This is a genomic window from Cellvibrio sp. ATLC23, assembly GCF_057196725.1.
The window spans coordinates 11,779-24,991 of record NZ_JBXUOS010000011.1 but is presented as its reverse complement, the minus strand read 5'-3'; the positions used below and the strand labels follow the sequence as shown (position 1 = coordinate 24,991).

Annotated in this window: 14 protein-coding genes; 12 read left to right on the top strand and 2 right to left on the bottom strand. The window is 48.0% G+C overall.

What is annotated here, in order from left to right; translation table 11 throughout:
- Positions 1–2 precede the first annotated feature (2 nt).
- From AC2CG4_RS16055 to flhB, 9 genes are all read left to right on the top strand, one after another.
- The gene (locus AC2CG4_RS16055) at positions 3–1,523 is read left to right on the top strand and encodes a flagellar hook-length control protein FliK (protein WP_484487234.1); all 1,521 of its coding nucleotides are present in this window, start codon (positions 3–5) and stop codon (positions 1,521–1,523) included.
- 226 nt (positions 1,524–1,749) lie between these two features.
- Positions 1,750–2,307: a flagellar basal body-associated FliL family protein gene (locus AC2CG4_RS16050; RefSeq protein ID WP_484487233.1), complete on the top strand. Its 558-nt coding sequence runs from the start codon at positions 1,750–1,752 to the stop codon at positions 2,305–2,307.
- 9 nt (positions 2,308–2,316) lie between these two features.
- Positions 2,317–3,354 carry a flagellar motor switch protein FliM gene (fliM, locus tag AC2CG4_RS16045; RefSeq protein ID WP_484487232.1) on the top strand — a complete coding sequence of 346 codons (1,038 nt, stop codon included), beginning with the start codon at positions 2,317–2,319 and terminating at the stop codon, positions 3,352–3,354.
- 28 nt (positions 3,355–3,382) lie between these two features.
- Positions 3,383–3,787: a flagellar motor switch protein FliN gene (fliN, locus tag AC2CG4_RS16040; protein ID WP_484487231.1), complete on the top strand. Its 405-nt coding sequence runs from the start codon at positions 3,383–3,385 to the stop codon at positions 3,785–3,787.
- A 9-nt stretch (positions 3,788–3,796) separates the two neighbouring features.
- Positions 3,797–4,462: a flagellar biosynthetic protein FliO gene (fliO, locus tag AC2CG4_RS16035; RefSeq protein WP_484487230.1), complete on the top strand. Its 666-nt coding sequence runs from the start codon at positions 3,797–3,799 to the stop codon at positions 4,460–4,462.
- 8 nt (positions 4,463–4,470) lie between these two features.
- On the top strand, positions 4,471–5,331 hold the full coding sequence (gene fliP / locus AC2CG4_RS16030; protein ID WP_484487229.1) for a flagellar type III secretion system pore protein FliP: 861 nt from the start codon (positions 4,471–4,473) through the stop codon (positions 5,329–5,331).
- Between the two features lie 13 nt (positions 5,332–5,344).
- A complete protein-coding gene (gene fliQ, locus AC2CG4_RS16025; RefSeq protein ID WP_484487358.1) occupies positions 5,345–5,614 on the top strand; it encodes a flagellar biosynthesis protein FliQ in 270 nt (89 codons plus the stop codon).
- A gap of 28 nt (positions 5,615–5,642) precedes the next feature.
- Positions 5,643–6,428, top strand: a complete 786-nt coding sequence (fliR, locus tag AC2CG4_RS16020; RefSeq protein ID WP_484487228.1) for a flagellar biosynthetic protein FliR — start codon at positions 5,643–5,645, stop codon at positions 6,426–6,428.
- 9 nt (positions 6,429–6,437) lie between these two features.
- A complete protein-coding gene (gene flhB, locus AC2CG4_RS16015) occupies positions 6,438–7,592 on the top strand; it encodes a flagellar biosynthesis protein FlhB (protein ID WP_484487227.1) in 1,155 nt (384 codons plus the stop codon).
- A 13-nt stretch (positions 7,593–7,605) separates the two neighbouring features.
- On the opposite strand, the gene AC2CG4_RS16010 is transcribed toward flhB, so the two are convergent.
- Together AC2CG4_RS16010 and AC2CG4_RS16005 are read right to left on the bottom strand one after the other, a co-directional pair.
- Positions 7,606–7,920, bottom strand: coding sequence for a CcdB family protein (locus AC2CG4_RS16010; protein WP_484487226.1), 315 nt, complete (start codon positions 7,918–7,920; stop codon positions 7,606–7,608).
- Positions 7,917–8,165, bottom strand: coding sequence for a type II toxin-antitoxin system CcdA family antitoxin (locus AC2CG4_RS16005; protein WP_484487225.1), 249 nt, complete (start codon positions 8,163–8,165; stop codon positions 7,917–7,919). Before AC2CG4_RS16005 ends, AC2CG4_RS16010 begins: the two co-directional genes overlap by 4 nt.
- A 154-nt stretch (positions 8,166–8,319) precedes the next feature.
- Here AC2CG4_RS16005 and flhA point away from each other — a divergent pair, with 154 nt between their 5' ends.
- The 3 genes from flhA to AC2CG4_RS15990 all read left to right on the top strand — a co-directional run bounded on the left by flhA (position 8,320) and on the right by AC2CG4_RS15990 (position 13,177).
- Positions 8,320–10,536 carry a flagellar biosynthesis protein FlhA gene (flhA, locus tag AC2CG4_RS16000; RefSeq protein ID WP_484487224.1) on the top strand — a complete coding sequence of 739 codons (2,217 nt, stop codon included), beginning with the start codon at positions 8,320–8,322 and terminating at the stop codon, positions 10,534–10,536.
- Positions 10,537–10,558: 22 nt separating this feature from the next.
- Positions 10,559–12,154 carry a flagellar biosynthesis GTPase FlhF gene (gene flhF / locus AC2CG4_RS15995; RefSeq protein WP_484487223.1) on the top strand — a complete coding sequence of 532 codons (1,596 nt, stop codon included), beginning with the start codon at positions 10,559–10,561 and terminating at the stop codon, positions 12,152–12,154.
- Positions 12,155–12,352: 198 nt separating this feature from the next.
- On the top strand, positions 12,353–13,177 hold the full coding sequence (locus tag AC2CG4_RS15990) for a MinD/ParA family protein (RefSeq protein WP_484487222.1): 825 nt from the start codon (positions 12,353–12,355) through the stop codon (positions 13,175–13,177).
- The last annotated feature ends 36 nt before the right edge of the window (positions 13,178–13,213 follow it).

Genomic DNA, 13,213 nt, shown 5'->3' with positions numbered 1-13,213 from the left:
AGATGAGCAATAGTAATTTTTTAAATAGTTTACTGGGTTTAACCAGTGCTAATCCGGCGGCGACTAAAAGTACGACGGCTAAGGCGCGTGTGGAATCGACTGAAAAATTTCATCAGGCACTGGAACAGGTGCGGCCAGAAATTGCCGCTCGTAAACCTGTGGCGCGCAAAGAAAGCCCTGCTGCAGAGCCCACTGGTGCTTCCCGACCGATTGTTAAACCGCCAGCTCGGCAGGATTCGCAGAAAGAGGTCGGCCGGTTAGAGACTCCATCAAATACTTCCAAAGATAATCAGCGATCAACCGATGTAACTGATCAGTCTGTACAAGGAAATGATGTGAATGCAGCGCGGGGAAAAAAAATAAGCGAGGAACAATCTGCTGAGCTAAATGATCAAGCGCCTATGGGAAATGAACTGCGGGTGATGGATCCAGATAAGATTGCGGTTGTAAAGGCAGATAGTGCGCTGGATGACTTAACGCTAGCTGCTACAGATTCAACTGAAGTGGATGGTCAGCTTGATACATCTGCAAACCTGCTTGGTCAAGTTTCTATCCAGCCCGTAGTAGTAGAAGCGCCTGCCAATGAAGATGAGATTGATCCATCTGTATCACCTGAGGATATGTCGGTCATAGATCCGAGTCTTGTGGCGATTAATACGCCCTTGCAGCCCATCGAAATAGAGGGCGATGCGGCAGTTAATGGCGAGCAAGCCGTATTGGTTGGTCTTCAATTTGTTTCGAAAACCCAGTTAGTTGCAGGAGGTGCTGCTACTACAGGAGTTGCTACTGCGGGAGTTGATGCGCAATCCGCTCTGGCTGGAATAGCTACAGGTGCATCGCAGGGCGGAGCAAATGCTGAAATAGATCTTGCTCCCAATTCAGATGCAGATGTTTTGCTAGATGCAGAAACAGGAGACAACCCGGATTTTGCATTACTGAACTCCAAAGCAGCATTAAATAAGCTGGCCGAAACCACTATGGCGGCAGCGACTTTGGATAAAACGGCTCCCGCCGTCGATGTAAAACCCGCAATCATTAGTGCTGCAGTAGAAGCGATGGCACGTTTAACCGAAGCGCAATCACCTGCCGCCCGTGCATTTATTGTTCAAACCGGTGTGCCGGTAACGGTGGGCAGCCCGCAATGGAGCCAAGCCGTGGGCGATAAGGTGTTATGGCTTGCCGCACAAAACGTCAGTGCGGCCGAAATTCGTTTGGATCCACCGGAACTTGGCCCAATGCAAGTGAAGGTAAGCGTGAATCAGGATCAAGCCAGCGTTACCTTCAGTAGTCCGCATCCTGCCGTGCGCGAAGCATTGGATCAGCAATTAAGCCGCTTGCGTGAAATGTTTTCCGAGCAGGGATTAAATCTGGTTAATGTCGATGTCTCGGACAAATCTTTTTCTAAGCGGGAGCAGGAGGAATCAAGCAAACAGCAAAATTCCGGAATTGAGGATGATGAAGAGCTAACACAGGTCGCTGTTAGCCAGGCGATATCAATGCGCTTGGTCGATCATTACGCATAACTTTCATTTGTTTCTCTTGTTTATGCCTGTCTTTTTGTAAAGAAGCTGATCATATTGATCAGCTTCTTTACATCTTTGTTTTGCATAACAATTTTTTTGCTCATTCTTATCTCCCTTTGTGTGCTCTTGCTCGCAAACCCCTAATCCGCTGCTAAGCTTTCAAGGGCAATACTGGCATAGGTATTGCTCAACCCATTTTAGTCCTTGAAAGTGACGGAGTTTTGACATGGCGGCAGCCCCAAAAGCAAAAGCAGACGCAGGCAGTACGGAGTCAGGTTCTAAAAAGAAACTGTTTTTAATGATTGGCATTGCGGTGGCGCTGATCATCATCTCTATTGGCGGTACTGTAGTGGCGTTAAAGGTCTTATCACCTGCACCACCAGCAGGCGAAGCAGTTGCAGCAACAAAGCATGCCCCCTCAACACTGGCACCTGCTATTTATTATGAGATGACCCCTAAATTTACGATTAACTTTAATGTGAATGGCCGTCAGCGCTATTTGCAAGCGTCTATTACATTGCTGTTTCGTGATCCGCTGTTACAGGAGCTGCTGACGTTACATATGCCTGCCATACGTAACGGTTTGGTCATGTTGTTTAGCGCGAAAAGTTTTGATGAATTACAAACTAATGAAGGTAAAGAAATATTGCGCGAAGAAGCATTGGAGATTATTCGCAGCCAACTGCAAAAAGAACAAGCGGCACTCGCTGCTAGCGGTAAGGCGGATAAGGTTTCATCGGCGAACGTCGAACAAGTATTGTTTACCACCTTTGTAATGCAATAAGGAACCACTGTGCAAGATTTACTCTCGCAAGACGAAATCGATGCGCTCCTTCATGGCGTTGATGATGGTGACATAGATACCGAGGGCGACAATGAGCCCGGTACGGTAAGAGCATATGATCTCACCAGTCAGGATCGTATTGTGCGTGGGCGAATGCCTACGCTCGAAATGATTAATGAACGTTTTGCCCGCTATACCCGCATCAGTATGTTTAACCTGTTGCGCAGAACGGCTGATGTGTCAGTCGGCGGAGTGCAAATTCAAAAATTTGGCGAATATGTTCACACACTTTATGTACCCACCAGTTTGAATATGGTTAAGTTTCGCCCTTTGCGTGGGACGGCACTGATTATTCTTGATGCGCGCCTGGTGTTTAAGTTAGTCGATAATTTTTTTGGTGGCGATGGTCGCCATGCAAAAATTGAAGGTCGCGAATTTACACCTACTGAATTGCGTGTAGTACAGATGGTGTTGAATCAAGCGTTTATTGATTTAACCGAAGCGTGGAAAGCGGTTTTTCCTATCAATTTTGAGTATGTGCATTCAGAAGTGAATCCGTCGTTAGCAAATATTGTTAGCCCCAGCGAAGTGGTAGTGGTAAGTACTTTTCACATAGAGTTGGATGGCGGCGGCGGTGAAATGCACATCACTGTACCTTATTCGATGATTGAGCCGATTCGCGAAGTACTCGACGCAGGTTTGCAAAGTGATAGCGACGAACACGACGAGCGCTGGGAAAAAGCACTGCGCGAGGATGTTCTTTCAGCAAGTGTGGATTTGGAGTGCGATATTGTTCGGCGCGATATTACCTTGCGCGATATTGTCGAGTTAAAAGCGGGCGATATTATTCCCATTGAATTTCCTGATTACCATGTCCTGACTGCGAATGGCGTTCCTATGTTTAGAACTCAGTTGGGGCAATCCAATGGTTTTTTGAGTTTGAAAATTAGAGAGTTTATTGATCGCAGCAGCGCTTACAATATTACCGGTACCAAAGGTGAAATTGCTAAAGCGCGCGGCGCCACTGAAACTAAAACTAAAGAGTGATGCGTGACTGCAACTAAGGGTGAATAAAATGGCTGATGATGATGTTGATCAAGACTCAATGGCTGATGATTGGGCTGCTGCTATGGCTGAGCAAGCGGATGTTGATGAAACCATGGCCAATACAGTTTCATTTGATGAATTAAAAAGCGAAGTATCGAAACAAGCGCCGGGTAGCCCTGATTTGGATGTGATTCTGGATATTCCCGTTTCGATTTCAATGGAAGTAGGGCGCACATCAATTACTATCCGCAATTTATTGCAGCTTAATCAGGGCTCGGTGATTGAACTGGATCGTCTTGCGGGAGAGCCGCTCGATGTATTGGTCAACGGTACTTTAATCGCGCACGGTGAAGTAGTTGTGGTGAATGAAAAATTTGGTATTCGTATGACGGATGTTATTAGCCCTGCAGAGCGCATTAAAAAGTTGCGTTAGGAATACCGAATGAATCTTGTCACTGTGCAACATCTTTTTGTGTCATTGCTTGTAGTTAAAAGGCTAGGGCTGTTGTTGCTATTGGTTTTGCCTGCCTATGCTCAAGAAGCCTCAGTGACAGGTGAGGTTGAACCTGCTGTCGCGGCCGAACAACCTGCAGTAGTTGCAACTGTCAGTGCAACAACAGATTCACAAGTTGTCCCCGCGAGTGAGCAAACGAAGGTTCACTCCGTTAGCAAATCTGTTACACCAGCCAACCTCCAGACACACAATCAATCGGCACAAACCAATGTTGCACCTATTGGCAGTGGCCGTCATCTATTGAATGTAACGCTGGCGCTATTAGGTATTATCGGTTTGATTTTTGCGATTTCCTGGTTTGTAAAACGTTTCAGTCAGGGAACATTTTCGGCAAATTCGCATATTAAAGTGATATCGGCTATGCCATTGGGCACGCGCGAGCGAATCGTATTAATTGATGCGGGTGGGCAGCAATTGCTGTTGGGCATTACATCCACAAATATAAATACTTTACATGTGTTTGAAACGCCTATTGCGCTGGATACTAAAGCGGACTCCCAGTCGGATTTTAGCCGCAAGTTAATGGCAATCTTGCAACAAAAAACACCGCCATCATCTGCAGCAGATCATAACAACAATAACTCTGCGCCTTAGGAAACGCCATGTTGAAAATTGCGGTAGAAAAAAAGTGGGGTTATTTTCGAGTTATCGTAACGCTGGTGCTGTTATTGTGTGCGGGTTTTGTTTCTGCGCAAAGCACAACTCCACCAGTAGTTGATAATGCCGCGAATAGTTTACCTCTCGCGCAAACCACCCCCTCCAATTTGGGCGCTTTACCTGCGATTCCTGGGCTGCCAGCCATGACGGTTAAAACCAATGCTGATGGCACCCAGGAATATACGGTAACCCTGCAAATCCTCGCGATTATGACGGCGCTGACGTTTTTGCCAGCACTGTTAATGATGATGACATCGTTTACGCGAATTATTATTGTCTTTTCTATTTTGCGTCAGGCACTGGGTTTACAACAGTCGCCATCAAACCAAATTCTGATTGGCCTCGCGCTATTTTTAACCTTGTTTATTATGCAGCCGGTGTTAAACAAGGTAAATGAAGATGCATTGCAACCCTATATCAATCAGCAGATTGGTGCGCAAGAGGCTTTGGCAAAAACAGCGGCACCATTTCATGCGTTTATGTTGGCGCAAACGCGCGAGTCCGATATTGCCTTGTTTGTCGGCATTGCCAAACATCCTCCTATTGCTGAGCCAGAAGAAACGCCTTTCAGTATTTTGGTTCCCGCCTTTATCATCAGTGAATTAAAAACAGCATTCCAAATTGGCTTCATTATTTTTATTCCCTTTTTGGTGATCGATATTGTCGTCTCCAGCGTGCTGATGGCTATGGGTATGATGATGTTGTCGCCGCTGATTATTTCTTTGCCGTTCAAAATTATGCTGTTTGTTCTGGTCGATGGTTGGGCGATGATTGTGGGCACGCTCGCCGCCAGCTACGGAATATGACGGAGGCTATATGATGACACCTGAAGTCGTGATGGACTTATTTGCCGAAGCGTTTTTTTTGGTAATTATGATGCTGCTAGTGATTATTGGCCCTGGGTTAATTGTGGGGTTGGTTGTGAGTATGTTTCAAGCAGCGACCCAGATTAACGAACAAACATTGAGTTTTTTGCCGCGCCTTATAGTGACGCTGATTACCCTGATGATGGCGGGCCCTTGGCTGATTACCAAGTTTATGGATTTGTTTGATCGATTGTATTCGAGCGTCCCATCGCTTATTGGGTAAAGTAGAGCCTCATCGGGTAGCGGGTGCCATGCAAGAACTAATCATCAGTGAAGAGCAGCTCTCGCAATTTATTGGCCAATATCTCTGGCCTTTGTTGCGGATCAGCGCGTTCTATTTTGCGGTGCCAGTGATTGGGGCCCGCACCGTCCCTGCACGCGTTCGTATTATTCTCACTTTGTTTACTGCCATCATCATTGTTCCGGTATTGCCGCCTGCGCCTGTGGTTTCATTTTTATCGGCACAGGGTTTTATGATGGTTGTTCAAGAGGTGCTGATTGGCCTAGCGTTGGGTTTTGCAATGCAAGTGGTTTTGCATGTGTTTGTATTGGCTGGGCAATTTATGGCGATGAAAATGGGTTTGGGTTTTGCCGCCATGAATGATCCATCTAGTGGCGTGAGTGTGACAATTTTGTCGCAATTCTACCTGCTGTTATCGACCTTATTATTTTTAAGCAGCAATGGTCACTTGGTTGTTTTACAGTTGATGATCGATAGTTTTACTACCTTTCCTATTGGGGGGGCAGGGATGAACAGCGCCCATTTTATGACGATTGTTGATATGGGCTCTTGGTTGTTCAGTGCTGGTTTGTTAATTACCTTGCCGTTATTTACTTCATTGTTGATTGTTAATATGTCATTCGGGGTGATGAGTCGTTCAGCTCCGCAAATGAATGTGTTTACCGTGGGTTTTCCCATCACGCTAATATTTGGTTTTATTCTTATGTGGTTCACTTTTGCTAACTTCCTGCCAGTGTATTTTGAAATTATGGAAGAAGGTATTGGTGTGCTGCGCACTTTGGCATTGACACCCTAGGTTGCTGCAATGGCTGAAGAAGACGACAGCAGTCAGGAAAAAACGGAAGAGGCCAGTGCGCGAAAAATTGAAAAAGCGCGCGAAGAAGGCCAGATTCCCCGATCCCGTGATTTAACCACTACCGCTGTATTAATGTTGGCGGCATTGGGTATCTATTTTTCGGCCGATTTTATGGGCGGAAAATTAATTGGTCTCACCCGCGAAAACTTTATTCTTAATCGCACCACTATTTTTGATCCCAACGCCATGCTTGCCCATTTGGCCAGTGCAATTTACGACGGCCTTATCAGTATTGCGCCTTTGATGGCGGTGTTATTAATTGCCTCCATTGTTGGGCCAATCGCTTTGGGCGGTTGGAATTACAGCGGTAAAGCCATGCAACCAAAACTGAGTCGCATGGATCCAATCGCCGGCATTAAGCGCATGTTTTCGGTTAAATCCTTAATTGAATTGTTGAAAGCCTTGGGTAAAGTGCTGGTGATTTTAGGCGCGACCATCTGGCTATTAAAATTCTATGCGCAGGATATGTTTCGCTTGGTGGATGAAAGCATTGGCAATTCGATTATTCACTCGCTGGAAATTTCTATTTTTGCCACGATTGCACTGTCGGCGACGACGATTTTAATCGCCGTCATTGATGTTCCGCTGCAAATTTATGAATACAACAAAAAGTTAAAAATGTCGCGGCAAGACCAAAAAGACGAATCCAAAGATACCGATGGTAAACCGGAAGTGAAAGGGCGTATTCGCCAGTTGCAACGGGAGATGGCGCAGCGCCGAATGATGTCTAACGTGCCGCAGGCCGATGTCATTATCACCAACCCGGAACACTTTTCGGTAGCATTGAAATATGATCCGGAAGCAATGGATACACCGATTTTGATTGCCAAGGGTGGCGATCATACGGCGCTAAAAATTCGTGAAATTGCAAATGCCCATAAAATCGAAATCATTCAATCGCCGGTGCTCGCCCGTGCGATTTTTTATACCACTGAGGTGGATCAAGAAATCCCATCCGGCCTTTATCTGGCTGTGGCGCAGATACTGGCTTATGTGTTTCAGTTGCGTAACTTCCGCAAAGGCAAAGGCGAAAAACCAAGTTACCCACGCAACATCAACGTACCGCGCGATCTTCGTTACGATGCTAGCGGTAAGCAGGATTGAGATACAACTCTGCCTAAAATCCCTCAATCAATAAATTAATCGCCGCCAAAATTTCATAGCGAAAGTCGACGAGATTGGCGGCTTCGTCAGTCAGTAAATGTTTGCTGATGCTGGCCATTTGTGGGGTGAGCAGCAGTAGTGCTTCGCCGTGCAAATTTATTCTGGGTGTTAATGTGGTTATGCCACTTCCTTTAAAGCTGGACTCGCGAATTAACGGTATCACCATGCGGGTATCCAGACCTTCCAGCAGGTCATTTTGCACATCAAGCAAATAGGGTAGGTGAGGGTTGTCAGGATTGTGATTTTTATAGGCGCGGAATTGGCTCATGAGAAACTCCGCAGTGAATCGCTTAGGCTGGTGTTTTGCTCGGCGTATTGATTGTAGTCATCTATCGCACTTTTATTGGCTGACAACCATAACTCCTGCTGTTTTTGCCTCACTTTCTCTGCGAGCGCCTGTTCCAGGGTGGCGGACAGGTTGATCTCAAATTCTTTAGCTTTGCGCAGTAACTCGCTGTTAATGCTCACATTTGTGGGTTTTTTGGGTGCGCTGGTGTCGTAAATACTTTTCATAATTAATGCCCTTTAGCGATGCGCATATCGTATGCGCATCTCATCAATAGGTCAAATAATAAACGCTTGTTAATTATCCTCAGCGGATTGCTTAAATCGGTATGTTTCTTGCGATATCACGGAGAAATGATCCAACCGTCAAGAATCCGTGCTTATGGCCTTACCAACGTTTAACCAGCTCAATAATATTAACGGCAAAGCTGCGCTAAGTTCCCTACAGGGAATGGGGCGTGGCAATCTGGGCATTCCAATATTATTGATCATGCTGTTGGCGATGATTATTTTGCCAATCCCGCCGTTGCTGCTCGATATGTTTTTTACCTTCAATATCGCGCTTTCTCTCGTTGTGCTGTTGGTGTCGGTTTATGCCATGCGCCCGCTGGATTTTGCCGCTTTCCCTACGATTTTGTTGATCGCAACCTTGCTGCGCCTGGGTTTGAACGTGGCGTCTACACGAGTGGTATTGCTTGAAGGTCATGAGGGTGGGGATGCTGCCGGTAAGGTAATCGAGGCCTTTGGCAATGTGGTAATCGGCGGCAATCTGGCCGTGGGTATTGTGGTGTTTATCATTTTGATGATCATCAACTTCGTGGTAATCACCAAAGGTGCTGGCCGTATATCGGAAGTGAGCGCGCGTTTTACCTTGGATGCGATGCCCGGCAAACAAATGGCAATTGATGCCGATTTAAATGCGGGATTGATCGATCAGGATCAGGCGCGGGAGCGTCGTAAAGAGGTGTCCTCCGAAGCAGATTTTTACGGCGCAATGGACGGTGCGAGTAAGTTTGTGCGCGGCGATGCAGTCGCGGGCATCATGATTATGTTTATCAATATTATTGGTGGTTTTTCCATCGGCATGATGCAGCACGATCTGACGTTTGGCGATGCGTTTGAAAAGTACACCATTCTGACGATTGGTGATGGCCTGGTCGCTCAGATCCCCGGTCTATTGTTATCGGTTGCTTCTGCCATTTTGGTGACCCGTGTTAACACTTCGGAAGATATGGGTAAACAAGTCGTGGGACAAATGTTTACCTCGCCTAAAGCATTGGCTGTTGCCGCCATCATGTTGATCATTATGGGCTCTGTTCCCGGTATGCCCCATGTTGCCTTCTTGGGGTTGGGCTTATTGTGTGCAGGTCTGGCTTACTACATTCATTGGCGTAAGCAACAGCCCGCGGTTGTTGAAGATAATAGCTTTATTCCCGCGGGTAGCCGCGCCGCCAGTGAGCCTCAACCTTCGGGCGGTGGCGCCAGCATTGCGCCGCAACGCTCGGCGCCTGCTTTGCCACAAGGTACGCCGGAATCGCCCGAACTTGGTTGGGATGATGTGCAGCCGGTGGATGTGATCGGGCTGGAAGTGGGTTATCGCCTGATCCCGATGGTCGATAAAAATCAGGGTGGCGAGCTGTTGGGTCGCATTAAAGGTGTGCGCAAAAAACTGTCGCAGGAGATGGGCTTTTTAATTCCATCGGTACATATTCGCGACAATTTAGATTTGAACCCCACTGGTTATCGCTTGAGTTTGATGGGTGTGTCCATGGCGGAGGCTGATGTCTATCCGGACCGGGAGCTGGCTATCAACCCCGGGCAGGTGTTCGGTACGCTCGAAGGCATCAAAACCAAAGATCCGGCATTTGGCCTCGATGCTGTCTGGATCAGCCCCAATCAGCGCGAGCAGGCGCAGACCTTGGGTTACACCGTCGTGGATCCGAGCACCGTGGTGGCGACACACCTCAACCAAATTCTGCAGCAACACACCTTTGAGTTACTCGGCCACGAAGACGTGCAAAAGCTGTTGGATATGCTGGCTAAATCATCCCCCAAATTAGTTGAAGAGTTGGTGCCCAATACCTTGAGCATCAACGTACTGCTCAAGGTGTTGCAAAACTTGCTGCGCGAACGAGTGCCTATTCGCGATATCCGCTCCATCGCCGAGGCCTTGGCGGGCTCAGGGGCAAAGAGTCAAGATCCCGCCGCTCTTACTGCCTTGGCACGGGTGGCTCTGTGCCGTCAAATTGTCCAAAACATCATTGGAAACGAGAGAAACCTGCCTGTTATCACCCTTGAACCTACATTGGAACAATTGTTGCTAAATACCGTACAACAGGCACAAAAAGCTGGCGCCGATGACAGCGCGTTTATCGAGCCTGGCCTGGCGGATCGGCTGCAGCAATCATTGATCAGTGCGGCACAGCAGCAAGAGTTGTCAGGCAAGCCACTGGTTTTGCTGGTTGCTGCACCGCTCCGGCCAATGCTGTCGCGCTTTGTTCGCCACAGTGTCCCCGATATGCGTGTACTGGCTTATACCGAAGTACCGGAAAACAAACAGATCAGTATCGATGCGAGTGTCGGCGCTGATAAAAAGTAGCCCTGATGGGTAGGAGTTGAATATGCAAGTCAAACGTTTCGTAGCTGCTGATATGCGCCGTGCGTTGGAATTGGTTCGCCAGGAGCTGGGGCCAGATGCCATTATTCTCTCGAGCAATCGCATCCCGGAAGGGGTGGAATTGTTGACTACTATGGGGTCCGATTACGAGCTCAAACAACTGCAGAATCGCCCATTTGCTGAATCGACCTTTTCGCTCAGTGAACCTTTATTGAGTGATGGTGATATATCTCCGCGCGCGCTGGGCACCAGCCCGTCACGCAAAGCGGCACCGGCTATAACGCAAGTTGCTGATCAGTGGGATGCAGCCCAGCGGGGTGCCGCCCAGCGGGGTGCCGCCCAGCGGGGTGCCGCCCATCCAAATGCCGGTAAGAGCGGTGCGCAATTAGCGGAGGATATAGAAAGGGCACGTTTGCGTATGCTGGCTGCACGCAAAGCCGAAGAGTCCGCCAAAGAATTTCTGGTAGGCAAAAATACCGTTGTTAATGCGGGTATCCCACGCAATACCCCGACACCTGCGCAAAGACCTATGGTGGGCATGAGTGCTGCTGAAAAATACCCTTTGGTTGATGCGGCTTCTGCACCGGTTTCAACGCCCGCGCCAGCACTTAGTAAAGAAGCTATCTCGTTTCGCGAGACTTTGCTTAAAGAAGGGCGTTTGCAAGAGTCATTTAAGGCTGATGTGAATATCGATGACAGCGTTGAATCCTCATCGCAGCTCACTGATTTGCAGGCCGAGATTGCCGATATGCGCTTTTTGTTAGAGCAGCAATTGGATCGTTTAACCGGCCAACAGTCAGCACCGATTAATTCTCCTGTGTTAGCCAGTGTTGCGCGTCGTCTTGAGCGTTTGAACTTACCAAAAGATGTGATCAGTGCTGTGATTGGCGCTTGTACAAAAACCAAAACATTGAGTGATGCCTGGCCAGATGCGCTGGCAAATCTTGCGCATCAATTACCGATTAACGGTCGCGATATAGTCGAGCAGGGCGGGGTGTTTGCATTTGTCGGCCCTACCGGTGTAGGCAAAACCACCACCATTGGCAAGCTGGCCGCGCGTTATGTATTGCAACACGGCGCTGACAAAGTGGCTCTGATTACTACGGATACCTACCGAATTGCGGCACATGATCAGCTGCGCTCACTTGCGCGTATTTTGCGTGTGCCGGTGCGTGTGGTGGATGAAGCGAACCCACTGGATTCGGTACTGCGCTGTTTGCGTCATTGTTCACTGGTCTTGATCGATACTGCGGGTTTCCGCCACGGCGATCCGCATCTAAAAGCCCAACTTAAAGCGCTGGCTGATCAGCAACTGGTAAAAACTTATTTGGTCATGTCCTGCAATAGTCAGATGCAAATGCTGAAAGCGTCGGTTCACGCCTACGGTGCCGCGCGTCTGCAGGGTTGTATTCTCACCAAGCTGGATGAAACCGCGAGTATTGGCGAAGCCTTGGGGGTCGCTATTCAAAACCGGTTGTCGATTGCTTACACAACCGATGGTCAGGATATTCCCAAAAACCTGGAGGTGGCACGCGCGCATCAACTGGTATCGAAAGCGGTCGCCTTGCTCAAATCTAATCCAGCATCGGCAGTCTCGTAAACAGTGAAGGTTAAACAGTAACAGTTATAACCAAGGTAATTTGTCGGTGAAACTGAAATTAGTCGGATGAATTGCCAATCTCTATCTATACTCAGATCACCATTGGTGTACCCGCGGCCAAGTTATAAAAAAGTCTTGTAAATAAGACTGACAAGCGCCAGGTACAAGCTCGAAGAATAGGTTTGGAGTTATGTGTAAATGAGCCAAATGCGACCAGTACAAGTGATCGCTGTGTCCGGCGGCAAGGGCGGAGTGGGTAAGAGCAATATATCCGTTAATCTCAGCATTGCGCTGGCAGAATTGCGCCGCAGGGTAGTGTTGTTGGATGCCGACTTGGGGTTAGCGAATGTTGATGTGCTGTTGGGTATTAGAGCAACCCATACGCTGGCCGATGTGCTTGCAGGCACTCACAGTTTGGCAGATGTGTTGGTAACTGGCCCCGCCGGTATGAAGATTGTTCCCGCCTCTTCTGGTGTGCAGCGGATGGCGGAGTTAAGTGCCGCTGAACATGCCGGGCTGATCAACGCGTTCAATGAGCTTTCTGATCAAGTCGATATTTTAGTGATTGATACTGCTGCCGGTATCTCCGATACCGTGGTGAGTTTTGTTCGCGCGGCCAATGAAGTCATTATCGTTGTTTGTGACGAACCTTCATCGATTACGGATTCCTATGCGTTAATTAAATTGCTCAATAAAGAGTATGGAATGCAACGCTTCCGGGTCGTCGCCAATATGACGCGTACACCACAGGAAGGCATCAACATGTTTAACAAACTAAATATGGTGTGTGAGCGCTTTTTAGATGTGGCATTGCAATTTGTTGGACAGGTGCCGTTCGATGAAAATGTACGAAAAGCGGTACAAAAGCAAAAGTCGCTGCTGGAGTTTGCACCCACTTCCAAAGCCTCGGTCGCGATTCGCGGGCTCGCACAAGTTGTAGATAAGTGGCCGTTACCCAATTCGCCCAGCGGGCGGCTAGAGTTTTTTGTTGAGCGTTTACTGCAGGCCGCGAATGCGCGTTAGTTCACAGTGCTGCGCAGAACAAGCAATGAATGGAAC